Source organism: Marinococcus sp. LNSP9103-4, from assembly GCF_056034345.1.
Map to the genome: position 1 here is coordinate 1 of NZ_JBQLIA010000035.1, position 22,986 is coordinate 22,986.

Here is a 22,986-nt window from a genome sequence, read left to right on the forward strand (position 1 = left end):
CACTTCTTCTTTTGCGGTCTGATACGGGGTCGACATCACTTCACTCGTCGGCATGATATCTCGAATACCATTATTCAACATGAGCCCATTCATCAGTTCTAAGAGCATTTGCGAATGGCGGTCCGTCCGATTCACCCCGACTTGCAGTTGTTTGAAATGCCATTGGAGTTCTTGTTGCACTTTCTCCTGTACGGTCTCGATCATCATGGACGTCCAATAGGCTTGTTCCGCGCGTCGTTCCTCTTCGTTTTTGTGTTCTTGCAGCAGGTGTTCAATGGTTTTGGTTAACGAGGATAAGCCTTTCGCTTCCTGTTGTTCTTTTACATAGGTTGCCGTATCTTCGGACAGTTTTAAACGTGTATCAATACGTTTCATGCGATCCTTCCTCCTTCTATTCGCCAAACACTTGAGTTAACCAAATGCCATGGTTTAGTTTTCAATTAGTGCCCTTTACATCTGCAAGGATGTTGATCACCATCTCTTCTTCAGTGATATCTTTCGTCACGCGTTGTTCGTTTTCTAATCCAAGAAAATCCTGTTCGATGAACCATGATTTCATGCTGGCTTCCCCAAAGTCAGGCTGATTTTTCGTCTGATGCCTCGCTACCGTTTCTTCGAAGGGCAAATCATAGTAATAAGCAATCACCTTTTCGGAAGTAGCTAACGTTTCTCTGAGCATGGTTCCATACTTGTCCTCCGCTAGTATGCCTTCAATAATCACATATGGACAATAATTCATGCCGTACTCGATCATTGTTTGTATTAGTCCGATGGATAAGTTGTTGGGCCTATCCTTGACTCCTAGCATGTCCCGGCGAACGATGTCTTGCGAAACCAACAAACTTCCTGGACCTAATATGGTTTGGATTCGTTGTGCCACCGTCGTTTTTCCACTGCCCGAATTTCCACGTATCACAATGACCTTCGCCATGATTCTCCTCCTGTTCCTCGTTTTAGGCGCATGAATATGTTCCAAACATGCTTAACAACGTCCTCATGATAAGCAAAGTACTTGTGCAGAAAAGCTCTCTAACCTCTCTCGTTTTCGACAAAAAGGAGATCAAACAAAGGCTCTTTTTATTCATGCCTCTGCATCCGATGTCCATAGCAATCTGACGAAAGACCATCCGGTTTTCGACCACCTACTGGTTATCAGCCATTCTAGTTACAGGACACGTACCCTGTAAGATCAAAAAAGTTGAAAGAGCATAAGGGAAAAATGATATCACGTCGTGCTATCCCCGGCAGTGCCGGGGTTTTTGCTTGATATCTTCAAAAAGGCCATTTGTCACAGATTTGTGTACAGCCTGTGCACGGTTTTGTGTACAACATCGGGGATGTTCGACACTTTGGCGTACTGGTTTTGAGGCTCTTATGGCAGGTGATCGGTCCAAATAAAGACAAAACCTGGTTCATGCATGCCTAACATCCAAACAACAACGGTCTCTTTCATGATGTCTTGATAGCGTATTGAGCGCCCACGCTGACGTTTCCTGTGAGGGCTCTTTTTCGCTTTCTTCCAGCAGTTAGACGCATCATTCGTTAGACCATATACCGTTAGAACGATGGAGAAATGGTTGCGGCAACCACCAACGTTTGGTTCTATCAAACCGAAGCTTCCCTCCGTTCGATAGGCGAAACCGTATTGTACATCTTGAAAGGCCCTGAGAAGCCACAGAAGCGTTTGGCTGTTTGTTCTCTTCCCCTAAGTCTAATGAGATAGGAATGATCCTCTGGTGCTTGCTGTGTTTGCTCTAGGGGTTACTCCTAACCAACGGTGGTTACGTTGCATCTTCTCCAAAGGCTTTCCAGAGTTTCGGAATTTTGTTCGCTTTGTGTGAGGACACGACGTAATGGGTAAACGGCTGCTTGGTTTCTGGATCCTGATAGGTATTGATCTCATACGTTTCGGTGGGAGCTGTGACGACCACTTCCGCGGCCCACGACGCACGCTTTTTTCCTTTGGATCGACGATCGCTGACCGTGATGCCCGGAACCTGGCCCTCATTGACGATCAGGTAATGGGTAGCTCCGTTGGCATCCACGTCGATATCCACCATAAAGCCGATCGTCGTTAATTCCTTTTCCAACTGTTTCACACTTCGATTGATTTTAGAGATGGTTCCTGCCATCGAATCACCCTTCCATCTATGGAGTTATGAGCCATCCTGCAGCCAGTTATAGTTCAACGGATGATCAGCTGGTAAATGTGGATATGGCTGGTCAATCATGTCTCGTTTCAGGCGGTGCTTATGTAAGGTATTGTCCAGGCATGTTCGAAGATAGGCTTCGTAATGACGGACTGGTTCTTGTTTGTTGGCAATTTCGTCTTTGACTCGTTGAATGACATCGGGCGATAAGCCTTCTTGAATGTATTCTTTTTCTATATCAGACGTATCTCGAGATTCCAATGAAGAATTGTCAACGTTCTTGTTAACAATGTCAGTATTATTAACCTCAGTATTATTAACCTCAGTATTACTCGGGTGCAAATTTTGCACTTCCGGAGATGCAAAATTTGCACCCCCAGGGAAGTGCAAATTTTGCACTTCCTTGTCATTACTGGGTTCAGATCCTATATCGGATTCTTGTTTTTGAATTTCATAAACATCTTCTTTTTCTACCACTGGCTTTTTAATATAAAGTTTATTTGGTTTATTTTGACCTACTTTTACTTGTTCTAACAGATCGTTCTCAATCAATTCTTTTTTTATAGTTACTATGCTGCGTTTACTCATATTGAGAATTCTAGCCAGGTCCTCATTGGTATAAATAAAGTAAATGTTTCCGTCATCATCAAACCAGTTATTTTTTATGGACAAGTTAAATCTATCGGCGAGAATAGCCCACGCAATTTTAGAATCATTTCTCATGCTGCTGTATTCTTTATTGGTAAAAAATACTTTAGGGATTTGAACATGCTTTAAACGAAATTCTTCATAGATATTGTAATAATTAGACATAATAAAAAGCTCCTATCTGTTTTTAGATAAAGAGCTCCCCCATTACTTACTAGCTGTCATAAGTATCGAAATAGAATTTGAGCAGATATAAAATACTTGCACGTATCTTCATATGTGTTAGAATCTACTTAAATAACTATTCTGCTATCAGACAGAATCATCTTTACCTTTTTTGTTGGGGGAGCCCCGACTGAAGCCAGTGTTACCAGCACTGGCTTCTTTCTATGTTATTAGATATATATTAACGTACTTAAATTGCTTAGGCAAACTTATTTGAAAATGTTACCAACCTAAAGTAAACTGTAATTTGGCTTTATTTAGTACATATAGCCATCCCTTGTAAAGAAGTCGTAACCCTCCAGGTGCGACTTCTTTTTTATTAACCACCAAACAGTTTAACCCAAAAACTTTTCTTTTTTTCCGGCACTTCTTTTTGTGTGTCATCTTCTTCTAACGATAGTTCCTCTTGGTCCTCAAAGGCTTCTTCAGTTTCGTCTTCGGAACTTTCAGCTATTTGTTTGGTTTCTTCTCGCTCATCCAATTTGTTTTCAATGCGAGAAATAGACTCTTGCTGTTGTTGAACAATTTTCAAAAGCAGATCTTCTCTTTTAGAAGCTTCTTCTTGTTGAGATTCAAGTAAATTATTTAGTCGATGTACTTCTTTACTAAGAAATTTTAAAGATTCCATAGGGTTATCATTATTAGAAACAACCTCTTCTGACACATCCTCACCATCTATGGCAGATATAGCATACTTAATAGCATCTTGGAGCTTAAATTCATACTCATCTCTATATTCAAGCATTTTCCTGAAAAGAGCGACGTCTTGCTGATTGAATATTACATATCCATGTCTGTTTCGTTCAAACTTTTTAGAACGCTGTTCTTCAACCATTGCATAATATTTTCGAGCCGCAGATGAAGAAATATTTAAATCGTCTGCTAGATGTTTAATTCGATATTCTACTTCCATATCAGCTATACCACCTCTCTCTATAGCAACCATACTTGTTGATATAGCAACTATGCTACCTAATATGGCTGATATAAAATGTCTATGGCAAATATAGCACATTCATTAATGAAAAACACTAGACCATTGAAAACGTGTATTTTAAATTGTTTTCTTAATTTGAATTTTAGTTGACTATAGTTGCTATACTAACGTATTGATAAAGAGCTATAGCTTCTATAGTTTATAACTTCCGATAAGGGCCATTATGGTAACTACTGTTTTAGAGCGTTTGCGACAAAAACCAGTAACTTTTGTTAAAGAATGTTCTGCGATCGAAAAACAATAAAAGAATTGCGAACAAATAAACCGAAAGTTTTTACATTTTATAACTTTTAGCCTATGTATTGTTTTAAAAGTGAGGATATGGGAATATCGTTGGTATACTTACATAAAGGGGTTTTGATAAATGAAACGTATACATAGATGGGCAGCAACAACTGCGCTGGCTGCCGGCGTTACAGTGCTGCCACTAACAGCTGCTGCTTCCGGGACCGATGATGCAGGACAGGAGAAGGCAGAAGATAAGGCACCTTCGAGTCATCAGGAGTCGATGACGTCACTCGTTATGGAAGGGGCCCGGGGAGATATAGTTGTAGATATTCAACAGGACTTGAATGAAGCGGGAATTGCGACAGCAGTGGATGGCATCTTTGGTCCAGAAACGAAAGCCAATGTGCAACAATTTCAACAGGATCGTGACCTGGTCGTCGATGGCATTGTAGGGCCGGAAACGTTCGGGGCTATGGAGTCTTCTATGCATGAGCCTACCGGTCTAATCACGCAGGGAGACACAGGAGCAGACGTCGAAATGGTGCAGGAATGTCTCCATGACGAAGGTATTGATACCAGGATTGACGGCATCTTTGGTCCAGAAACGAAACAGAATGTAGAAGCATTCCAACAGCAATACGGACTGACCGTGGATGGTATTGTTGGGCCAGAAACCCGGGAAGCCATGGCCTCCACACCGACGAGTGAGGAGAATGAAGAAACGGAGGTTAACGAAGAAAGATCTTCCTCGGAAAGTGACGATACAGAACGCTATGTGAATACCCGGTTTGGCTACCAATTGGATTATCCGGCAGATTGGGACGCGCAGGCGGAAGCGGATAATGGAGACGGCAAGATCCTTCAGTCCTTTAGCGATGGCAATGATGTCCGAGTGTACGTGAGTCAAGATACCAGTGCCAGTGTAAAACCAATTGTGACAGACGACGAATCGTATGAAGAAGTTTCTTTAGACAATGGTGGTACAGGCTACTATTCGGTTACCGACTGGGGAGATGAATTCTCCTTTGGGTTCTATGTCTTTGAAGATGATACGGAGTTTGTTGTGGAAGGCACCGTGCCAAAAGAAGAGGGAGCACCTTCGCCAGATGAAATCCAGGATATCGGTGAAACGCTCACCGTCTTGGATTCTGAATTACGATAATAAAACAACGAATCAAAAGCGAGCGTGGACAGCCACGCTCGCTTTTGTCATTGGTTTGCTGGTTAGAAAAAGCAAAAAGATCCTCATCTATGATTAGAAAAATGTAGTTAAAAAGAAAGTAATAAAAGGCGAAAGCAAGGCGGTAAAGACGCTACTAAGGGCGATCATGTTCCGTCGGTTTTCCTGCTGTTGTTTGTGCTGCAGCGTTTTCCAGTGACGGATATCTGCTTGCAGCTCCTCCTTATCGGATTGTTGACGAGCTTCTAATTGCTCCATTTCTTGATACAGTGTATGCATGTCGTTCCAAAGACATCCCCAGCATATATCCATGTTTCGGTTTTCCTCTAAGCATGCTTCGGTATGCTTCCTTCCTAAATAGTTTTTCTGCTTCATGCATGTATCACCTACTCGAGACGTTCTTTTTTCAATAAGCTAAGTTGTTTTTGGCCTTTCTTGCCAAAGTAATTGTTTTTATAAGCGGCGTAAATGACTACACCGGCAAACAAAAGATCAGCCAAAGCACCCCATGCACCTGTATTCAAAGAAATGCCAAAAAAAGATTCTAAAAGATGACGAACAGACAATAAAAGCACGCTAATAAATAAAGCAATGCCTTTCCATACCGGATACTGAGGGTGATTTTGAAACAGTTGTACGAGTTTACCCAGTGATTGCTTGGTTGTTGGCATCATGGACACCTCCTTTCAAGTTTATTTGCAGATTCTTATGATTTCGAGAGAAGCGTGGAAAGGCTCTCGGGCTCGAATCCTTGATGAGACAGGACCGCTTTCTGCGAAGTGATCCGAACGGTCAGAGGCACAACAGTTCCCTCGTAATGAAGAAATTCCAGATAATTGGCCCATTGAGATATATCTTTGGTTACGAAAGAGTACCCATAGGTTTGCATCCAATCGAGCTGGCGAAAACAGTGAAAACATGTATCTTGAATAAAAACCATAGTAGCTGGATATTTCACGCTCTATCCCTCCTTCTTGGTATAGGAATAAAAGGTAATTTTCGACAAAAATAACAACCTGTAACCAAAACTTTTTAGGAAAAAAGACATTGAACTACCAATTTTTGAATGATATGCTATTTTTTAAACGAACATACGTTCTTATTTTGGAGGTTGTTTATATGAATCATGCATGTGTTCCACGCGCAAAGCCTAAATATTATGAATTATGGAAAACCTTTTTAAAGGACCCATCGTCGTACCAATTGTTGATTACTTACGTGCGGACCCCCAGCAAAGAAAATAAAAACATGGTAGAACAAGCTTTTCAGCGATTTATTCATGAACAACGGCTCGTTTCGTATTTGGCTAAGAGTATTCATTACACGGCTGTCCATTTTGATCAAAAAGAACGGCGGTTTTTGGATCGAAATCAGGCCTGGTTGGATCAGCCGGTTCCCGAAGGGTTTTCCTATCATGAACAGATTACGGACACCGTTCCTGATTCATCGAAGGAGGGGAGATCCCTTCGGAATCCGTTCGAATCCAGTTTGTTGGATCAGGTTTGGAACCAGTTGAATGACAAACAACAGCAAGTGCTGGACCTTTCTTTTGTCTACGGCTATACCGATAAAGAGATCGGAGAGCGGTTTTCCCAATCACAACAATCGATTTCAAAGTTGAAGCAACGAGCGTTGGATCAAATGAGAAGAAGATACCAGGAGGAGAGGTTATGACAGAAAGAGAGTGGAACAAGCAGCAGATGCTCATCGATTTAGTCGAACAGGTACAACAGCATGATGAAGAAGGCCAATGGGAAGCGTTTGTGGAAATCATGGAGCGTATGGAACCGAAAATTCAACAATCGTTAAACCAAACGCATCAAAACCAAAAAGATGATTTAGAACAAGAACTGCGACTGAAACTCCTGCAATTGGTCCGAAACTATGAATGGAAAGAAGTTCCCTCTATTGAGGATTACCTTCGAGAATAATAAAACGAGCAGAAGCAAAAATTTTTTCGGAAAAATACGAACAAATGTTTCTGTTTGGTTGTTATCGAGTGAACTTACGTGTCTTTCTTTCCTGAAGCAATTGATAGGAGGTGAAATGTTGCAGACGAAATCCCTCAGAACTTTTAGGGAAGAGAATTCCTCTTTTTTTGAGGATCCATTGGTAAAAAAATTCTTTGAACAAGATGGTCATGATCAGTTGCTGCAAGCAGCCATCGAAAAAAACAACTCGGAGGCGTCCGATACATTGGATCGACGGTTCGAATGGTTTGTCATGAAAGTACGGATGATTCAAGAAATGAATAACCGATTGGACGAACATGGCCAAGCAGAGGTTTCTGCTGAATTATTGCCCACGGTCCAAGAACTAGACCGGATGGAATCATTACACCCGCCGGCCAAAGCATTGCTGTATTTAGAAATATTTCACGGTTATGATGACGAAGCTATTGCTTCGGTGCTGGGTTGTACGACCTCGAAAGTAGCCGACCGAAGGCATGAGGCCGTTCAAGCGGTGACTTGGACGAATGAGCAACAACAATCCATGCGATAAGACGATGCATTCCCCATTATGAAGCAGGAACCATCCAATAATAACAATAAGGAGACAGATACAATGAGTGAAACATTACGATTGGGAGATGAAGGTCAGGCCGTTGAAGACCTTCAAGCAGCACTATCCGTAGCCGGCTTTTCGCCTGGAGCCACCGACGGCATTTTTGGTCCAAATACGGAAGCGGCGGTTCGCGATTATCAAGAAGCCAATGGGCTGACAGTCGACGGCATTGCGGGAGACGAAACATTTGGTTCTTTAGAGGAAGATGGTGGAGGATCTGGTGATGGTTCCACGCTGCGGCTGGGCGATCAAGGGTCCGAAGTCGAAGATCTGCAGCAAGCGTTGGAAGCAGCCGGCTTTTCGCCTGGAGCCACCGACGGCATTTTTGGTCCGAACACGGAAGACGCCGTGCTCAATTATCAGGAAGCCAATGGATTGACAGTCGACGGCATTGCGGGAGACGAAACACTCGGATCTCTAGAGGACAGTAATTCCGGAAACAGTGGATCGGTACTCAGTCTGGGGGATCGAGGATCGGCGATCGAGCGTTTGCAGGGGGAACTCGAAGACGCTGGTTTTTCTCCTGGAGCCACCGACGGCATTTTCGGTCCAAACACAGAAGATGCTGTGCGGGAGTACCAGGAAGCTAATGGACTTACCGTCGATGGGGTCGCCGGACCCGAGACTCTGGGTTCTCTGGAGGAAGAAGGTTCTTCCGGCAGTGGATCGTCGCTTCAACAGGGCGATGAGGGTCAAGCTGTACAGGATTTACAGGAAGATTTGGAAGGAGCCGGTTTTTCCCCTGGGGCCACCGATGGGATTTTTGGTCCAAATACGGAAGACGCAGTGCGGGAGTTCCAGGAAGCCAATGGATTGACAGTCGACGGCATTGCCGGTCCAGAAACGATGGGTTCGCTGGATGAAAACGAGAGTGGCGATTCCGGCAGTGATGATTCGTTGCTCCGCGAAGGAGATCAGGGAACCGCAGTCGAAGACCTTCAACAGGACTTGGAAGACGCTGGTTTTTCGCCAGGGCCCATTGACGGCATCTTCGGATCGGGCACAGAAACCGCCTTGAGATCGTACCAACAAGCTAATGGATTGACGGTCGACGGCATTGCCGGGCCGGAAACCATGGAAGCCCTGGAGAACGATGATGGGTCATCAGGAGACAGCGATCTCCCGGGACCATCGATTCCGGATTCCGATCTGGATGACAATATTGAAGGCGGGAGCATTGGAGACCTCGACATTGTCGTAGACCTGATTCCTCCTGAAAATAACAACCGTCCGGGAATTGAAATGTCTCCGGATTATATCACGGTGCATGAAACGGCCAGCACAGGAGTAGGAGCAGATGCAGAATCCCACAACAACTATGTGAGGAGCCCCGATACGGCTGCCTCGTGGCATTTCACGGTAGACGATGGCACGACGATTTATCAGCACCTCCCCACTTACGAAACCGGGTATCATGCGGGAGACGGCAGTGGAGACGGCAACACCAACAGTATTGGTATAGAGATGTGTGTGAACAGCGACGGGAACTTCAGCCAAACGCGCCGGAATGCGGCAGCTCTGGTCAAACGGCTGATGAATGACTATGGGATCTCGCTGTCGAATGTCGTGCCTCACCGGCATTGGAGTGGCAAAAATTGTCCGACCAATATTTTGAGCGGCGGGTTTGAAGAATTCCGCACCCAGGTAGAAAATTCAAATGTAAGTGATAAAGAGGCCAAAACTTATCAACCTGAATCGTTATTTGATGATATTTTAAATGAGGAACTAAACGAAGATTTAAGTGAAAATAGTCCTGACTTTAGCGTGAGTTATCCAATAGATTTTGGACCTGTTGAAGGAAGCCTATCAGGAACTTTAATTTTGGAAGAAGAACCAGACTGGACTATTAATGTAGATAATAGTATTAGTGGTAAAGAAAGTATCCAAGATTATTTTGACCAGCTTTTAAATCGAATGATTGATGAAGGAGTTAGCCGAAATGGTGAAAGCATTGAAGATGTAAATGAACTTCGAATTGAGTTTGATAATATACTTGGAGATAAAAACATTAATCTATTAGAAGAAATACGATGTGAAATCGGCGATTTCAGTTGGAGTTGGTCTGCACCTTTTCTTACTGTGAGCTACTTTACCGCGGAAATTCTTCACGATATTCCGAACACAGATGCACAACTACTAGAAACATTGACAATTGAAGAAATTGAAAATTTCGATATTAATTTTGACACTTTGAAAGTAGGGTTAGTTTTTGTTTTAGTTGTGCTTGGCATTGCATTATTAGCCTTTTATGCTGCTCAGGCAGCAGCACTTACTGCTACAGCATTAGCTTTATCGTTTTTGATTAGTAATTGATTAAAAAATGAATAATAGTATTGAATTTTTTGGTTCTTTATTTCATTATTTTAATGGGATAAAGAACCAATTGTGTTTAGAAAGAAGTTTTAAATGTAAAAAAGGGGAAATGCTTTATTCAACATTCATTTGGAGGAACTATCACAGAAGAAGAATTCAAAACATTTTATTTGAATCGCATGAAAGTGAGAATATTTGGCACCATTGCTTTGAGCGCAGTTATTGGTTTTATGCTCGTTTTGATATTGATCGATCCTTCTGCATTTCGATTATTGGTTTACACAGCAATGTTTACGGCTTTGGAAGCATTAGTTCTCATTGTTTTATTTTTAATGCAGGCAAAGCAAGAATATCGGAGTAACGCTTCATTAAAATATGAGCAACGATATGAAGCTGACGAGCAGGGTCTTCATATGATGCAAAAGGAAACGGGCTCCAAAGTGCTTCTGTGGTCAGATGTGTATAAAAAAAAAGAATTATCGGACATGTTCTTGATTTACGTGTCTAAAAACTATGCATTTGTCATCCCAAAACGGTTTTTTGCTTCCTCGGATGATGTTTCTGCATTCAAAGAGATTTTACATAAACAGGTATAAGGCATAGCAAAAAATTTAATGATATAGAAAGACCCCAACCAAGTTTAATAGTAACAGCTGGTGTTTGTTTTCATCGAGACTGTTAATAATCGCGGTTATATTAATTAAATTTTTCAGTATAATATGAAATGTTTCTTAACGAAGATAAGTACGCAAAAGATTCGTTGTCCTTTTATTGGAGGGTATCATGAAGAACAAAACGCAGGAGAGAAGGAGAGTGCTTAATCATTTCGGATCTATGGTCTTTTATAGAAATTTTGCTAGGTATTGTGGTGATTTTTGGAGGGGTATGGGCTGTTTTCTTTTTGGCTCAACGATGGTATGTTCAGCGCAATGGCCAAAAACGCCCAGAGAAATATGCTAATGATACTCATCGGAAAATCTCCCTGTGGTTCTCAGTGCTAATGCTTCCTTTGGTCTTCATCATTAATCTGGACGGAGCCTATGTTCCTTTGATTTTCCTCGCGATCTTTGGTCCTTGCTTCCTGTTATACATGGTTGTAGGCACCTATTTATGGAAGCAGGTGAGCAATAATAAAGATAATTATCGCTATGAATGGTTGAGTATGGGAGGAACCGTGGTATGGCTGATCTTCATCACAATTTGTCTTCAATGGTTGGGAGTGGGACCGCTTCTGTGAAAATCTATGTCCAACGAAGAAGAATGCTTTTCCTCTATGCAGCATATCTAATCAAACAGTCGACTTGTTCATGAAGGTCGGCTTCTTTATTAAATGACCTCTCAAAAAGTACAGCTTTTTGGCACACGGTTTACACATGATTTTTTGGCGATTTATAAACATAAAAATTGCCATATGTTGAAATAATAGCTTTCAATATAACAAACACATGAGCCGTCTGGAAGATAAAAAAACAGAAGAATGTATCCAGGGAGGTCCATGTATAAGTGTCAAACAACGAAAAGATAGCCGTACATATAAAAATTAAGTTTTATTATAAGTAGTTTAGACAAATCAATAGTAATGCCTTATAATAATGATTACACCAAATATAACTTATGAGGCATAATTTTATGGATAATTTAGACTGGGAAGCAGAGTCCTATACAACAGAAGATGGAAAAGACTATGTAGAAGAATTCCTAGATAGTTTGCCAGCCAAAAGTGCTGCTAAAGTAGAAAGAGATATTAAACTTTTAGAAACTTACGGGCCAAGATGGGGATGGCCCCATATTGACTACTTTAAGCATGAAAATATTTATGAGTTGAGAGTTCAATTTAGCAATAATATCTACAGGATATTCTTTTTTAATTGGAAAAGCACCATTTTAATTTTAACTCATGGATTTGCTAAAAAAAGCCAAAAAACTCCCCAAAGAGAAATTGATAAAGCTGTAAGGCTACGCGATGATTGGTTAGAGAGAAAGGGTGAATAATATGGGATTCGCAGACCGTTATGCTAAAAAAAGAGCAGAAAGAGATCCTGAATTTAAAGAAATTTGGGAAGATCCTAGAGAAAAAATTAATTTTGAATTGAGATCTGAATTAATTGGCCTTAGGCTTGATTTGGATTTAACTCAACAAGAATTTGCAGACTTAGTAGGAGTGCAGCAATCGCTTATTTCTAGGCTAGAGAATGGGTCACAAAATGTTACGATCAATACTCTTCAATCAATGCTAACTCATGTAGGAGCAAGATTAATGATTACTAGAGATACAGACAGTGAAAAAACTGATAAAGACTTAGTGGCTCATTAAAATAACCTTATGCTAATACAGCGTAAGGTTATTTACTTGTCATTAAATAAATTTCATATACTGTTCTTTTACATACGAAAAACTAGGATCCAGTAGGCTCTAACCACTTAATCCCCCACTAATTCAGCATTATACTTTCCATATTTTCATTGTTTTTTGTCTTGAAAATGAACCCCTCTATGTCAGGCATTTGCTCCGTATTTAGTTTACATAATGATTATCGGAAGTGTTTCTTGCATAGCCTATACGAAGAGATGCAGAGACACCCCACCCGGTTAGTCTGAGAAATCGTCATAGTGCCCTATCATTAAATTTTTCAGGCGATTAGAAAGCACATCGTCATAATCAATTAAGTATAATAAAAGTCTTTCTGTATAATACGCTCCTAATTGAGCTATTAAAATCTTTTCACGAAAAGAATAGTTATCCATCTTCTTCTTTGGTTTCGGGTGAACTATATGGTTTCTGTATTCTGCTAATAAGTAAGAACCTGAGGTAAAATCCTTGCTGAATGTTGAATATTCCCCCGCTAATTGATTTTCAATAGCAGCTTTTCCTAATATTAATTCTAAGTTTTTACCGAAATTATTGCTTTTAAATTGGCTTTCACTAATAGTTGGTGTTGTTTTTTGAGTTAATAAGACATAAGAAAGTTTTTCTAAAGCTATTTGGGCATTAATTGTTTTACTTTCTATAAATGTCGTGTTTAATGATTCAATATACCAATGAATGGTTTCTTTAATAATTCTTTTTATGAAATCATCTTTTTCAAATTCAATTGAAATATTATTAAAAAGGTTCTTAAGGACTCTCCCTTTTCGTTTAGGAAACCAGTTAGGCAAGCTTTTAAAAGGGCTCATCTTAGGTATGGAAAAATTGCGATAAACACTTTCATTTTCTTTTACCCCTATTTTTATAGGCATACCTATATGCCTTCCAGCAGAAAGGCCAAAAACTGAAACGAGAACTTCCTCTATGCCAGAAGTTTCACTTACTTTGAACTCAGTACCGTCTTTTTTATTAATTTTAATGATATGAGTGATGTTATATCCATTATGATCTTTTAATTCAGGAAATACCTTTTTAGTTTTAAAATCATGGCGCATATGTAATTGTATCTCCCATTTATCATGATCAAAGCTAACGCCACCTTGAAAATCAAACTTTTCTTTGTAAAGATGATGGCCGCGATATTTTATGAAGTTAGTCACATGCAGATAATAACTTTCTATGTACGGATCTTTATTATCCTGTATTTGATAGTTTACTTCTCCTTTTACTGAAAGACTATTCTGCATTAAATCTAAGGTTACTCTAGTAGGATTCATGCCAGGAACACTCAAAATATTATTGGTGCTTCCTATTATGCCACTATTAACAGGTTCTTTAGATTCACCTCTGAATGTAATAGAAGGATTCGGCATAAACGAAAAAACAACAGCTCCGTTCAGATTAATGTACTCAGTTTGGTTTTGCAGGACAAAATTCCCTTTATATATAAGAACTTCATTTTCGATTTTAAAAAAACTTGAGTCTATTGCTTCGACTGCTTTAATAGCACTCATAAAATACCTCCACTCAAAAATCATTACTCGCTAAAATATACTTTTGATAAATATAAAACATTTTCTTTAATAAAGTAAAAAACAAATGAGTAAACTATTCAAGTAACCCCCTGGTTATCCAGGGGGTTACTTATGTTATTACCCACAGCCTACATAGCGAATCTGTTCAATAGGAATGGTGAGCTGCTTGCCTTTCTCTAATTCAATGCGTATGTTCACGGCTGCTGGCGATCAATATGCACAATTAATATTACTAACCTTCTTAGGAAATAGTTTGAATTTAAAAAGCTCTATTTAGGTTTACTGATTTCACTAGAAATAAAATTGCGAAATTGGTGTCTTTTTTCTGCTTTTTCTTTTAAATATTTTTTTTCATCTAAAATTAACTCAATTCCAAGTCTGATGGGAGTGAATTTTTCTAAACATTCTTCTTCAGTTAATTCATGAATACCTTTGCTCACAATAGCATATATTTTTCTATTTTCGACTAATACTTCTGGTAGGTGTTGTTTTAAGCTTTTTATTTTTTCGTCCATATGTTTTCGAGAAAATTCCTCATGGTTCTCTTCCAAATCCAATTTTGCCTTTTCAAAAGTCTCAAGTACCAAATTTTCCATAATACGCCTTAAATAAACGAAAGATCCTATTCCTACACCGTTAGCATACAAACCAATAGCCTTTGTATAAAAGCGTTGTTCGCTTTGGGGTAATATATCTTTGTAATTTTTAATTTGTTCAATAGCTATGTCTGCTACTGAAGGTTCTTGGCCAATTTTTATAGCTTTACGTTCTTCAATTAAAAACCTGTAAATGAATTCATATTTGTGTTCTAAGTTTCTCTGACACTCAAAAGTTAGAATAATTGGTTTATTATCTAATTCTTTTTTCCTTATGTTTCTATTACTTCCAGATGCCTCCCCTCTTATTTCAGGGAAGTTAGCATCATCATGATGATCTTTTGACACCCTTCTTCTATATTTAAAAGTAGAATCATTTCTACAATAGACGCAATAAGTATCAAACTGATGTTTTTCAATTGCAATAACACGTTCTAATTCTTCGTCGGTAATTTCAATTGGACTATACAAACTAGAATCAATATATAATTTTTCTTCTATACTTCGGTTGGTCATAATAAAGTGTCCTTTCAATAAAATTTTTAATTTCAAATACCGTAATTAATCATAAATATTTACTTAGAAGTAATAAACCAATGATCTACTACTATATCTTTGGGTGTCTCTCGATGAAACTCATGTTTTTCTGGTTTTAACATATTTAAGTGTTTAGGATGATAAGTACGAATAGTTGTTGGTGGTAGAACAGGGTGTTCACATAAAGCTATTTGGTTTTTGTTTTTTTCTTCAATAGAAACAATTTCTATCCCTGGAAGGTGTCTTTGTAGAGCTTTATCGTAAGAATGCCCAGTAAAAAAAACAATAATATCAGGTTGAAGAATGGTTAATTCTTTTTCAAATACATTAAAATTATCGTACTCAATTTCACGGATAGTTTCGGAAGGAGATCCTGAGTCATTTACACGACCTAATTTATAGATATTATTCCAAGTCATTGATAAAGAATCATTCGGATTAGCCCTTTCTAAACTACGCATAAAACTTTTGATAAATGTCCAAAAGATGGAGTTTTTCGATGTTTTACTTGTGATGAAGTTACAATAAGATTCTTGAAGATCTGCAATAGACCGAGAGCCGAACGTTTGCTTCCACCCGTTTGTTTCCTGGCCCACAAACATCACTTTAATATCTGCTTGTTTGTAGTCTCGTTCGTCTGGTAATTGCAATAGCAGTGGATGAGCAGGTTTTTCTGCTTTTGGTAGTTGATTGACTGAGGTTACTAAGGAATCCCAATGCTGCTCATACAAATCATATAACTGTCTGTTGAAGTTCATTATTTTTCCCCCAATTTTGTTCTCACAAGACGAGCCAATTAATAGAAATGATAACTATCTCTTAATAATTTCTACGCTACTTCCTCTCTCTCCTTTTAGCATAAATCGTCGAACGGGGAACGCCCGTCACTTTCACGATATCATTCACGCTCATCTTATTGGTGCCACGGTTCTGGAAGAGCTGCAAAGCTTGTTGAACCGCCTTGTCGGATTGGCCCGGGCGACCCATATGTTTGCCCTGGGCCTTCGCCCGTTCCCGTCCTTCGGTGGTGCGCTCCCGGATCAGGTCGGCCTCAAACTGCGCAAAGCTCCCCAGCACGTTGAAAAGTAATGTTTGCATGCTGTTGGTGTCCTCTCCGGCGTGAAATTCCATGTTATCTTTCAGAAATAAGACGGAAATGCCTTCCGCAGCCAGTTCATGAACGATATTGTTCAGATCAATAATGGAACGGGCCAGCCGATCAATTTTGGTTACCACCAGGGTATCACCGGGGCGGGCGTACCGAATGGCTTCTTGTAATTGTTCTCGCTCGGTGGTGGTTGTTCCCGTCACCTTTTCGGTAAAGATGCGATGACAGCCGGCTTCTTCCAACAGCTGCTGCTGGGAGCTGAAATCCTGGTGAAAGGTCGAAACGCGCGCATAGCCAATGCGTTGGGTCATGGGTGTCCCTCCAAAGTGTCTAAAAGTCTGTTATGTATTGTACATTATATTATAGACGAACTTTTAGATAGAAAACACCCCGTTTTTCTCGTCAAAAACGGGGTGTTTAATGCGTTGTCCAGAAGTTAAGGGTTTTAGATATTAACCATTATTGAATATATTTTTATTAATATCCTCTAGTATTTCTTTTAGTTTAGTATCATGTTTATTTATTTTTTTAATGGGACCGTAGTATTTAAGAAAATAATTCGGATATGGCATATAAATTTCATTCCTAATTTTACGATCTTCAAATTCAAAAACACTTTCTTCGTAATTTTCAATTATATAAGCTAAAATCTCGATATCGTAAAGACCCATATAATCAACACACTTTATATCTGGATGAAATTCTTCTTCATTTAAAGAATCTTGGAAAGTAGGAGTTCTAGGAAAGGAATGATTTGAGACAGCGTTTAAATAAACGCTTTTCACTCCTTCAAATTTTTCTGGTTTTTTACTAATAATTTCTTCATATCTTTTATTTGCTTGCTTTATTAATGGATTAATTGCATATTTCGAAAAATCCTTCTCAGCTTGTTTGCCAAAATTCTCTATTTTAGTATCTTTAGAAATACGGCCCCCTTTGCATTCGAAAGCCATTAATTTTTCGCCAAGTCTTACATATGAGTCAGACGATTTTGAACCATTTCTTTTTCCATAGGGGAATTCAGGTATATATTGATATTCTAATTTTGAACTTTCAGTAGCTTCTTTTAACAATTCAGTTACATACTGTTCAAATAGTTTCCCATAAAATTCGAAAAAAGTAACTCCACTAAAACAGCTAGCAATTTTATAAAAAAGACCCTCAAATATTAACGCATTCATAAAACCTGGAGAAACTATGATTAATTTGTTCCTGATTTTTAATAAAGGTGTAGTTAACATTTCTTCATAATCAAAAGAATTTCCAAGAGTTTCTTTGGCCCAATCTTGAAGTTTCGCTGGATTAATGGTAATTTCCTGACTAATTTTTCTTGCCCGTTCTTTATTTCTAAACTTATTAAAAAATGTTTCTGGATCTATAAGCATCTTTCCCTGCATTAATTCTTCTAGTGATATTTTTTGTACACTTGGAGTATTTAAAGCAAACAGAACAGAAACATATTCTTGTATACTGTATTGAAAATTTCCTTCGAATACAGTATGTATGTTGATGAAATCTTTTTCATTAAAGTTACTAGGGTTTCTAGCAATTTCTTCAAACATGATATGCTGGCGTAATAAAGACCTATCAATATTTTCGTCTCTTAAAAATAACCTACTCTTAAAGATTTCTTGCTCGAATTCTTGTGTAGTTTTTACATCATCAATCATAAAATCTGATATCTTCAAAATTACGCTCAATACTGCATCAATATTTTTCAAATCGATAACCGTTTGCTCTGACGTTTCTAAATTACCGTAAGCTAAAAACCACTTCATAGTATAAAGAAGATTGCTCAATTCAAATGGCACTAATTGATCTTCAAAATCTTGATTTTGCACCTTTTCAGTAATTATTTCTTTTATATCCTGCATAGATTTTCCATTCAGTATGGAAAATCCAGATAAAATACTTAAAGCTGCTTCGGTGTTAATTTCCTCTATATCGGAAATAATTTCCTCTTTCGTTGCCTTTCGGCCATATAAATCTTTATGTGTGATAAACACCTTAGTATCGCCTATTAACTTACGAAATTGTTCATCCATATGCTTTCACTCTCCTTATTATTTTTTTAGGTGTTGCACTTAATATTACAATTCAAGAATAAAAAACTACTGATAATCCACATTATGGTAATTAAATTTTTAATAAGTACGGTAGATGAAATTTAGTCTGAAGCAATGCTTCTCGGGAACATGAAAGAACTTCGGAGGTCTTCTGCTTCCTCCTCGTTGTTACACGGCACGAAAAACCCTTTTCTTCTTCTCACAACGCTTGCATTGATACACCATTCTTGAATTCAAGTCCTCGTCTCCGCCTACCAGTTCGTAATGATGAAAACCGATACGACACCAAAAGGAACGCTCCTCGTTCCGCTTATTGGCACGCACCATGACTACGATCATCCCTGCTATCAAGAAAATGAAGCCAATGAGAAGGTTGCGATCGTAGAACCAACCATATAGGAGGGAAATGATGCCGATCAGAGCCAAGGCCATGCCAAACGAATACCATGTACCCATGTCCGCCTTCCCTTTCCTTATCTAGGATCTCCCTGTTTCTTCAGAGGAAATGTTCGACGAATCCATATCCCGGTCCCAAGGATCACGCCCAGTCCCAGGGCCATGTCGATGCGATCGGTCCATGAATGCCAAAAGGCCAGTCCATTCATGAGATTCGCAACACCATTGATTGCTGTTTGAAGGATCATCGCTAAGACGCCCATGCTGATGATCATGCCGATAAGTTTCATCCCGTGACTTCTCCTTTCCTGTCCTTCTTCGAAGTATCTTCAGGAAACCAGGTGGAAAGAGAGCATCACCAAGAGAATCGTTGCTCCCAGCAGTAACCGCCAATAAAACGTGCGGATGCTCTCCGTCCATTCCAATACGGCGCGGACGATGAGCTGAGCCCCTACCCCGTAGACTAAGAGGAACACTCCCATTCGCGTATATTCGAGGGCAACCAGCGTAAGTACAGCAGCCATCAGCAGCATGCCTGCCGTGACAAGCGGGTATAATTTTCGTTTCGGCAACGTCGTTCGGGACGTAGTCATGGTTTGTTCTCCTTTATCCTGGGAATTATTCCTAACATATCCTTACGGTTTTTATACCCCAACGTAGGAAGCGTTATCCATGATGTTCGTTCAATAAAGAGCATCCCCGCTTATGGGCATGGGGAAGACGGCCCTGCGTCCATGCATCGATGTGACGAATCACTAGGAGGAGAACTATGATCCCGACCTACCTAAAAATCATTGTTGGTATTTTGATAGGAGTTCTTATCATTCATTTTTTATCATTGTTTGGCCTGCTGTCGTTTCCCAGTGGTTACTTCAGTCTTATTTTTGCGATATTTTTGTTCAGTATGGCCCGGGAATTTTATCGGCAGTACGAGGGAGAGTGGCGGCGTCTACTCATTACGGTGATGATCGTTGTGGGGATCATTAATGCCGGCGGTGGCCTTCTGAGTCTTGGGCTCACCTATGGATGGATCCGGTAATACGGAGCGTTCGCATCATGAGATGCAGAGAAGAAACCATTCATAAAGAAACATTTAGAGAAACATAGGCAATACAAAAAGATTAGAAGCATGTTGAATGGTCTATGTCAGCCGGGAGGATCATAAAGATGAAAACACTGGGTATTTTTATAGGACTTACGATGGCATCTATCATTATCGGGTTAAGCTTTCGAATTCTTAGAAACATCATAACGAACATGCCGTGGGATCATAATTTTGATGTGGCCATTATAGGCGGGGTATGTGGGGGCATAGTTACAAGTATTCTTTTAATAAAAAAACTTAGAAAACCAGAGTAAAGGCACTCTTTGAGATATTTGCTACAAGATATGCCGATGATCTGCATTATGGCCACTCGGTTTTGGTAAAACGATTACGGTAGATGAAATTATGATCTGCTATGTAAACAAAACCTAGCCGTTCGAAGCGATAACATCGAGAACGGCTAGGTTTCTTTTGTTTGATGCTTCCACATCTATGCTCGATGCCCTCACACGTTTTCTGTGACTTCTTGTTCGGCAATATCAGGATGGTTCCAGTAAATTTCGAGAAGCCGACGAGAGGAACCACTTGGCGTATTCGTTCCCTTTTCCCATGCCTCCACCGTTTTAGTAGAAACTCCTAAAACCTGGGCAAAGACACGTTGGGTAAACTGCAGCTGCTCGCGTAATTGCTTAATCTCTTCCGGCGTAAACACTTGCAAAGCTTTAATGGCGACGTTTTTTCGCCGGCCTTTCGTTTGATCGCCTTCGCCAAAAGCCACTGCTTCTTCCATGCTTTTTTTCATCTCGTCAAAAAGAGAAGAGCCCATGTCTAACGCCTCCTTATGGCTGGCCATATAGTTGTTTCAACTGGATGGATAGCTTCTTTAATTCATTCTTTTCTTCCTTCGATAAGCTTGCTTGTTCCGATTTGGTGAAAATCAAAATACAAATCGTTCGATCGGTCACGGGGATATTGACATAAACCACGCGGTACGAACCACTTTTTCCCTGATTCGAACGGGACGGAGCAAAACGCATTTTTTTAATGCCCCCGGTTCCTGTTTCCGTATCTCCCCGTTCCGGATCTTCCAGTAACAGTTGCTCCAGCTCTCGTAAATCGGTATCCGACAACTTCAGTCGTTCCCAGCGTTTATCGAACGTCGGGGTATAGATGAATTCTCGATGCATAAGCCCTCCTAATACCCTTCTATTTTACCCTATATGATAGGGTTATTCAATATGTATGGATGCTAGATGAATAACACCATGGATGGATCGTTACGCTTCTTGGGCGGGGGAAGCAGGCGCTCGTTCAACCACGCTCACGACCTTTTTATACCGTTTCCCGGTCTCTTCAAATTCTTCCCGAAAGACGTTCATGACGACCACGGTGCGCCGTCCGTGATTGGTATTCACGAGCACGATGTCTCCCGGTTGAATCGGATCTTCGCGCAAGCGTTTGGGAATGTTCCAGGTGTATAGCTGGTTCGTGTTTAACACCAGCGCACCGTTTTCCTCTCGACGGATAATATGAAAAGCAGCAATGGTATTATTGGTTTTCATGACTCTCTCTTCCTTTCTCGTTGATGATCAATGAGGCATAACATGGTGCTGGCTGCTTGGCTCTGATGGAGGCTGTAGCTGAACCCTTTCGTGTTTCTTTTTCGTCTGTTTTTGTTCATGATACTGCTTCGTTGGCTTGGCCTTATAAGTGACCATGGAAAGCATGTTTGATTGCTCGATCTTGTTCAAATCATGAACAAGCCTGGCTCGTTTCGATACCAAAGTTGATTTCATGTTGAAACACACCTCGAGCATTCAATGAGCTCGATCGGGAACATAATATAAGCTCTGATGGTTGGCATGAACGGGTTGTTTTTCGCCAATTTCTGGTTAGCAATGGCATCTTTTCCGGTTATTCAAGCGTCAAAAGCAGTACGCTAAAGTGTCGAAGATCCCCGATATTGTACACAAAACCGTGAACAGGCTGTACACAAATCTGTGACAAAAGGCTTTTTTGGCGTACCCACGAAACGTCCGGCACTGCCGGACACCCCAGCTCGTCTGGGGTCAATTTTCCCTTATGCTCTTTCTGGATTTTGAATGTTGCAGGGAGGTTGTTCTGGAAGTCGGTGGTTTCGTGACAGGTGGGTTGTTGCTGCTCTTCCGTCCAGACGCGAACCGATGGAGACAACGAAATGATAGTTCGCGCTTAGAACGATTCCCTCTCACGATGGCGAATAACTGCCAGCTGGTACCCATTCCATGAAACATCATTCAAGGAAAGAAGATCTCTATCCCAAATTCAAAGAAGAGTTGTTGTCGTTATTCGATCACTCGATCAGGGAATCATCTCTACATCACAATGAAAACAGGCGTGTTCTATCCATCGCTAAGAATAAGGAGGACGGAAACATGAAAACCCTTGGTCTCTTTGTCGGTCTTATGATCGTTAGTACCGTAGCCTGTGTTGGCTTTCGCCTGTTGGGCAATACGATCACGGACACTCCTTTAGCTCATAATTTGGATTCATCGATCATCAGCGGGGTCATTCTAGGATTGTTAACCCCCATATGGTTACGGCAAAAGCGCCGGGCAGATCACAGCAACACGTCGATCGATGACTAGCGTTTCCGTTTAAACATTTAGATGGCGAACAACCTCCTCGCAAACGATTCATTTTGAATGGTTTCGAGTGAACAGGCGGGGAAGCCAAACCGTGGTCAGGAGGTACCCCATCGTTACACCGATAAATACACCGATAAACGACGGACCATCCACGCGAAAGTCGTTCAGGATGAACGAAAAGCCGACGGCTAACCCGCCGCTTAGCATGGCCAACAGCCAAGACGTTATTGTTTTCCTTCTACTCCCTATCACGACCTCAGGATTCCTCAGAAGATCGTTGCTGCCTGGCGTTATCTTCTCGCAGCTTCTGAAGCGCCATGCGGTCGTTCACTTCTTCTTTTGCGGTCTGATACGGGGTCGACATCACTTCACTCGTCGGCATGATATCTCGAATACCATTATTCA

At 40.4% G+C, this 22,986-nt stretch carries 30 protein-coding genes and 2 pseudogenes; 13 read left to right on the plus strand and 19 right to left on the minus strand.

The window, feature by feature from the left end:
* The 5 genes from ACTRXG_RS15830 to ACTRXG_RS15850 form a co-directional block, all read right to left on the minus strand.
* Positions 1-375 (minus strand): hypothetical protein (locus ACTRXG_RS15830; protein ID WP_474285879.1); only part of this gene is annotated, 375 nt, incomplete at its 3' end.
* A gap of 61 nt (positions 376-436) precedes the next feature.
* Entirely contained in the window at positions 437-931 is a 495-nt protein-coding gene (locus ACTRXG_RS15835) for an AAA family ATPase (protein ID WP_474285881.1), read from the minus strand.
* A gap of 850 nt (positions 932-1,781) precedes the next feature.
* Positions 1,782-2,132 (minus strand): hypothetical protein, encoded by a 351-nt coding sequence (locus ACTRXG_RS15840; RefSeq protein WP_474285882.1) that lies wholly within the window; start codon positions 2,130-2,132, stop codon positions 1,782-1,784.
* Positions 2,133-2,156: 24 nt separating this feature from the next.
* Positions 2,157-2,963: a replication initiator protein A gene (locus ACTRXG_RS15845; RefSeq protein ID WP_474285883.1), complete on the minus strand. Its 807-nt coding sequence runs from the start codon at positions 2,961-2,963 to the stop codon at positions 2,157-2,159.
* Between the two features lie 379 nt (positions 2,964-3,342).
* Positions 3,343-3,936 (minus strand): hypothetical protein, encoded by a 594-nt coding sequence (locus ACTRXG_RS15850; protein ID WP_474285885.1) that lies wholly within the window; start codon positions 3,934-3,936, stop codon positions 3,343-3,345.
* A 448-nt stretch (positions 3,937-4,384) separates the two neighbouring features.
* Between ACTRXG_RS15850 and ACTRXG_RS15855 the strand changes: the two genes are divergently transcribed.
* Positions 4,385-5,410: a peptidoglycan-binding domain-containing protein gene (locus ACTRXG_RS15855; RefSeq protein ID WP_474285887.1), complete on the plus strand. Its 1,026-nt coding sequence runs from the start codon at positions 4,385-4,387 to the stop codon at positions 5,408-5,410.
* A gap of 93 nt (positions 5,411-5,503) precedes the next feature.
* Here ACTRXG_RS15855 and ACTRXG_RS15860 read toward each other — a convergent pair whose 3' ends face one another.
* Positions 5,504-5,803, minus strand: coding sequence for a hypothetical protein (locus ACTRXG_RS15860; RefSeq protein WP_474285889.1), 300 nt, complete (start codon positions 5,801-5,803; stop codon positions 5,504-5,506).
* Between the two features lie 11 nt (positions 5,804-5,814).
* Positions 5,815-6,102 carry a phage holin gene (locus ACTRXG_RS15865; RefSeq protein ID WP_474285890.1) on the minus strand — a complete coding sequence of 96 codons (288 nt, stop codon included), beginning with the start codon at positions 6,100-6,102 and terminating at the stop codon, positions 5,815-5,817.
* Positions 6,103-6,547: 445 nt separating this feature from the next.
* Between ACTRXG_RS15865 and ACTRXG_RS15870 the strand changes: the two genes are divergently transcribed.
* From ACTRXG_RS15870 to ACTRXG_RS15910, 9 genes and pseudogenes are all read left to right on the plus strand, one after another.
* Positions 6,548-7,102, plus strand: coding sequence for a sigma-70 family RNA polymerase sigma factor (locus tag ACTRXG_RS15870; protein WP_474285892.1), 555 nt, complete (start codon positions 6,548-6,550; stop codon positions 7,100-7,102).
* Positions 7,099-7,359: a hypothetical protein gene (locus ACTRXG_RS15875; RefSeq protein ID WP_474285893.1), complete on the plus strand. Its 261-nt coding sequence runs from the start codon at positions 7,099-7,101 to the stop codon at positions 7,357-7,359. Before ACTRXG_RS15870 ends, ACTRXG_RS15875 begins: the two co-directional genes overlap by 4 nt.
* Before the next feature lie 115 nt (positions 7,360-7,474).
* Complete coding sequence (locus tag ACTRXG_RS15880) at positions 7,475-7,930, plus strand: hypothetical protein (protein WP_474285894.1); 456 nt, start codon at positions 7,475-7,477, stop codon at positions 7,928-7,930.
* Between the two features lie 63 nt (positions 7,931-7,993).
* Positions 7,994-9,067 (plus strand): annotated as a pseudogene (locus ACTRXG_RS15885) (peptidoglycan-binding domain-containing protein); the annotation flags it as partial.
* 168 nt (positions 9,068-9,235) lie between these two features.
* Positions 9,236-9,607 (plus strand): annotated as a pseudogene (locus ACTRXG_RS15890) (peptidoglycan recognition protein family protein); the annotation flags it as partial.
* 1,031 nt (positions 9,608-10,638) lie between these two features.
* On the plus strand, positions 10,639-10,902 hold the full coding sequence (locus ACTRXG_RS15895; protein ID WP_474285922.1) for a YcxB family protein: 264 nt from the start codon (positions 10,639-10,641) through the stop codon (positions 10,900-10,902).
* A 305-nt stretch (positions 10,903-11,207) separates the two neighbouring features.
* Entirely contained in the window at positions 11,208-11,543 is a 336-nt protein-coding gene (locus tag ACTRXG_RS15900) for a DUF4181 domain-containing protein (RefSeq protein WP_474285895.1), read from the plus strand.
* Between the two features lie 392 nt (positions 11,544-11,935).
* Positions 11,936-12,298: a type II toxin-antitoxin system RelE/ParE family toxin gene (locus tag ACTRXG_RS15905; protein WP_474285896.1), complete on the plus strand. Its 363-nt coding sequence runs from the start codon at positions 11,936-11,938 to the stop codon at positions 12,296-12,298.
* A gap of 1 nt (position 12,299) precedes the next feature.
* Positions 12,300-12,620 (plus strand): helix-turn-helix transcriptional regulator, encoded by a 321-nt coding sequence (locus ACTRXG_RS15910; RefSeq protein ID WP_474285898.1) that lies wholly within the window; start codon positions 12,300-12,302, stop codon positions 12,618-12,620.
* A gap of 275 nt (positions 12,621-12,895) precedes the next feature.
* Here the strand turns inward: ACTRXG_RS15910 and ACTRXG_RS15915 are convergent, their stop codons facing one another.
* The 8 genes from ACTRXG_RS15915 to ACTRXG_RS15950 all read right to left on the minus strand — a co-directional run bounded on the left by ACTRXG_RS15915 (position 12,896) and on the right by ACTRXG_RS15950 (position 19,502).
* Positions 12,896-14,185 carry a YopA family protein gene (locus tag ACTRXG_RS15915; RefSeq protein WP_474285899.1) on the minus strand — a complete coding sequence of 430 codons (1,290 nt, stop codon included), beginning with the start codon at positions 14,183-14,185 and terminating at the stop codon, positions 12,896-12,898.
* A 290-nt stretch (positions 14,186-14,475) separates the two neighbouring features.
* Positions 14,476-15,318, minus strand: coding sequence for a hypothetical protein (locus ACTRXG_RS15920; RefSeq protein ID WP_474285900.1), 843 nt, complete (start codon positions 15,316-15,318; stop codon positions 14,476-14,478).
* 59 nt (positions 15,319-15,377) lie between these two features.
* Complete coding sequence (locus tag ACTRXG_RS15925) at positions 15,378-16,097, minus strand: hypothetical protein (protein WP_474285902.1); 720 nt, start codon at positions 16,095-16,097, stop codon at positions 15,378-15,380.
* Between the two features lie 76 nt (positions 16,098-16,173).
* Positions 16,174-16,758 (minus strand): recombinase family protein, encoded by a 585-nt coding sequence (locus ACTRXG_RS15930; RefSeq protein ID WP_474285904.1) that lies wholly within the window; start codon positions 16,756-16,758, stop codon positions 16,174-16,176.
* A 141-nt stretch (positions 16,759-16,899) separates the two neighbouring features.
* Entirely contained in the window at positions 16,900-18,492 is a 1,593-nt protein-coding gene (locus ACTRXG_RS15935) for a hypothetical protein (protein ID WP_474285906.1), read from the minus strand.
* 189 nt (positions 18,493-18,681) lie between these two features.
* A complete protein-coding gene (locus ACTRXG_RS15940) occupies positions 18,682-18,969 on the minus strand; it encodes a hypothetical protein (RefSeq protein ID WP_474285908.1) in 288 nt (95 codons plus the stop codon).
* Positions 18,970-18,986: 17 nt separating this feature from the next.
* On the minus strand, positions 18,987-19,199 hold the full coding sequence (locus ACTRXG_RS15945) for a hypothetical protein (protein ID WP_474285909.1): 213 nt from the start codon (positions 19,197-19,199) through the stop codon (positions 18,987-18,989).
* 39 nt (positions 19,200-19,238) lie between these two features.
* Positions 19,239-19,502, minus strand: a complete 264-nt coding sequence (locus ACTRXG_RS15950) for a hypothetical protein (protein WP_474285911.1) — start codon at positions 19,500-19,502, stop codon at positions 19,239-19,241.
* A gap of 176 nt (positions 19,503-19,678) precedes the next feature.
* Here ACTRXG_RS15950 and ACTRXG_RS15955 point away from each other — a divergent pair, with 176 nt between their 5' ends.
* On the plus strand, positions 19,679-19,948 hold the full coding sequence (locus ACTRXG_RS15955; RefSeq protein WP_474285913.1) for a hypothetical protein: 270 nt from the start codon (positions 19,679-19,681) through the stop codon (positions 19,946-19,948).
* A gap of 511 nt (positions 19,949-20,459) precedes the next feature.
* Here ACTRXG_RS15955 and ACTRXG_RS15960 read toward each other — a convergent pair.
* From ACTRXG_RS15960 to ACTRXG_RS15975, 4 genes are all read right to left on the minus strand, one after another.
* Complete coding sequence (locus tag ACTRXG_RS15960; protein ID WP_474285914.1) at positions 20,460-20,780, minus strand: helix-turn-helix domain-containing protein; 321 nt, start codon at positions 20,778-20,780, stop codon at positions 20,460-20,462.
* A gap of 13 nt (positions 20,781-20,793) precedes the next feature.
* Positions 20,794-21,141, minus strand: a complete 348-nt coding sequence (locus ACTRXG_RS15965; protein WP_474285915.1) for a type II toxin-antitoxin system RelE/ParE family toxin — start codon at positions 21,139-21,141, stop codon at positions 20,794-20,796.
* 90 nt (positions 21,142-21,231) lie between these two features.
* A complete protein-coding gene (locus ACTRXG_RS15970) occupies positions 21,232-21,516 on the minus strand; it encodes a DUF5839 family protein (protein WP_474285916.1) in 285 nt (94 codons plus the stop codon).
* Between the two features lie 27 nt (positions 21,517-21,543).
* The gene (locus tag ACTRXG_RS15975; protein ID WP_474285917.1) at positions 21,544-21,750 is read right to left on the minus strand and encodes a hypothetical protein; all 207 of its coding nucleotides are present in this window, start codon (positions 21,748-21,750) and stop codon (positions 21,544-21,546) included.
* Between the two features lie 618 nt (positions 21,751-22,368).
* Here ACTRXG_RS15975 and ACTRXG_RS15980 point away from each other — a divergent pair.
* Together ACTRXG_RS15980 and ACTRXG_RS15985 are read left to right on the plus strand one after the other, a co-directional pair.
* Positions 22,369-22,581 (plus strand): hypothetical protein, encoded by a 213-nt coding sequence (locus ACTRXG_RS15980; RefSeq protein ID WP_474285919.1) that lies wholly within the window; start codon positions 22,369-22,371, stop codon positions 22,579-22,581.
* Between the two features lie 57 nt (positions 22,582-22,638).
* The gene (locus tag ACTRXG_RS15985; RefSeq protein ID WP_474285920.1) at positions 22,639-22,773 is read left to right on the plus strand and encodes a hypothetical protein; all 135 of its coding nucleotides are present in this window, start codon (positions 22,639-22,641) and stop codon (positions 22,771-22,773) included.
* Positions 22,774-22,986: the final 213 nt, after the last annotated feature.

What these genes read in the sequence shown, in the direction of transcription:
- ACTRXG_RS15835 (WP_474285881.1), bottom strand. Translation starts at nt 931, where the DNA reads ATGGCGAAGGTCATTGTGATACGTGGAAATTCGGGCAGTGGAAAAACG.
- ACTRXG_RS15840 (WP_474285882.1), bottom strand. Translation starts at nt 2,132, where the DNA reads ATGGCAGGAACCATCTCTAAAATCAATCGAAGTGTGAAACAGTTGGAA.
- ACTRXG_RS15845 (WP_474285883.1), bottom strand. Translation starts at nt 2,963, where the DNA reads ATGTCTAATTATTACAATATCTATGAAGAATTTCGTTTAAAGCATGTT.
- ACTRXG_RS15850 (WP_474285885.1), bottom strand. Translation starts at nt 3,936, where the DNA reads ATGGAAGTAGAATATCGAATTAAACATCTAGCAGACGATTTAAATATT.
- ACTRXG_RS15855 (WP_474285887.1), top strand. Translation starts at nt 4,385, where the DNA reads ATGAAACGTATACATAGATGGGCAGCAACAACTGCGCTGGCTGCCGGC.
- ACTRXG_RS15860 (WP_474285889.1), bottom strand. Translation starts at nt 5,803, where the DNA reads ATGAAGCAGAAAAACTATTTAGGAAGGAAGCATACCGAAGCATGCTTA.
- ACTRXG_RS15865 (WP_474285890.1), bottom strand. Translation starts at nt 6,102, where the DNA reads ATGATGCCAACAACCAAGCAATCACTGGGTAAACTCGTACAACTGTTT.
- ACTRXG_RS15870 (WP_474285892.1), top strand. Translation starts at nt 6,548, where the DNA reads ATGAATCATGCATGTGTTCCACGCGCAAAGCCTAAATATTATGAATTA.
- ACTRXG_RS15875 (WP_474285893.1), top strand. Translation starts at nt 7,099, where the DNA reads ATGACAGAAAGAGAGTGGAACAAGCAGCAGATGCTCATCGATTTAGTC.
- ACTRXG_RS15880 (WP_474285894.1), top strand. Translation starts at nt 7,475, where the DNA reads ATGTTGCAGACGAAATCCCTCAGAACTTTTAGGGAAGAGAATTCCTCT.
- ACTRXG_RS15895 (WP_474285922.1), top strand. Translation starts at nt 10,639, where the DNA reads ATGCAGGCAAAGCAAGAATATCGGAGTAACGCTTCATTAAAATATGAG.
- ACTRXG_RS15905 (WP_474285896.1), top strand. Translation starts at nt 11,936, where the DNA reads ATGGATAATTTAGACTGGGAAGCAGAGTCCTATACAACAGAAGATGGA.
- ACTRXG_RS15910 (WP_474285898.1), top strand. Translation starts at nt 12,300, where the DNA reads ATGGGATTCGCAGACCGTTATGCTAAAAAAAGAGCAGAAAGAGATCCT.
- ACTRXG_RS15915 (WP_474285899.1), bottom strand. Translation starts at nt 14,185, where the DNA reads ATGAGTGCTATTAAAGCAGTCGAAGCAATAGACTCAAGTTTTTTTAAA.
- ACTRXG_RS15920 (WP_474285900.1), bottom strand. Translation starts at nt 15,318, where the DNA reads ATGACCAACCGAAGTATAGAAGAAAAATTATATATTGATTCTAGTTTG.
- ACTRXG_RS15925 (WP_474285902.1), bottom strand. Translation starts at nt 16,097, where the DNA reads ATGAACTTCAACAGACAGTTATATGATTTGTATGAGCAGCATTGGGAT.
- ACTRXG_RS15930 (WP_474285904.1), bottom strand. Translation starts at nt 16,758, where the DNA reads ATGACCCAACGCATTGGCTATGCGCGCGTTTCGACCTTTCACCAGGAT.
- ACTRXG_RS15935 (WP_474285906.1), bottom strand. Translation starts at nt 18,492, where the DNA reads ATGGATGAACAATTTCGTAAGTTAATAGGCGATACTAAGGTGTTTATC.
- ACTRXG_RS15940 (WP_474285908.1), bottom strand. Translation starts at nt 18,969, where the DNA reads ATGGGTACATGGTATTCGTTTGGCATGGCCTTGGCTCTGATCGGCATC.
- ACTRXG_RS15945 (WP_474285909.1), bottom strand. Translation starts at nt 19,199, where the DNA reads ATGAAACTTATCGGCATGATCATCAGCATGGGCGTCTTAGCGATGATC.
- ACTRXG_RS15950 (WP_474285911.1), bottom strand. Translation starts at nt 19,502, where the DNA reads ATGACTACGTCCCGAACGACGTTGCCGAAACGAAAATTATACCCGCTT.
- ACTRXG_RS15955 (WP_474285913.1), top strand. Translation starts at nt 19,679, where the DNA reads ATGATCCCGACCTACCTAAAAATCATTGTTGGTATTTTGATAGGAGTT.
- ACTRXG_RS15960 (WP_474285914.1), bottom strand. Translation starts at nt 20,780, where the DNA reads ATGGGCTCTTCTCTTTTTGACGAGATGAAAAAAAGCATGGAAGAAGCA.
- ACTRXG_RS15965 (WP_474285915.1), bottom strand. Translation starts at nt 21,141, where the DNA reads ATGCATCGAGAATTCATCTATACCCCGACGTTCGATAAACGCTGGGAA.
- ACTRXG_RS15970 (WP_474285916.1), bottom strand. Translation starts at nt 21,516, where the DNA reads ATGAAAACCAATAATACCATTGCTGCTTTTCATATTATCCGTCGAGAG.
- ACTRXG_RS15975 (WP_474285917.1), bottom strand. Translation starts at nt 21,750, where the DNA reads ATGAAATCAACTTTGGTATCGAAACGAGCCAGGCTTGTTCATGATTTG.
- ACTRXG_RS15980 (WP_474285919.1), top strand. Translation starts at nt 22,369, where the DNA reads ATGAAAACCCTTGGTCTCTTTGTCGGTCTTATGATCGTTAGTACCGTA.
- ACTRXG_RS15985 (WP_474285920.1), top strand. Translation starts at nt 22,639, where the DNA reads ATGGTTTCGAGTGAACAGGCGGGGAAGCCAAACCGTGGTCAGGAGGTA.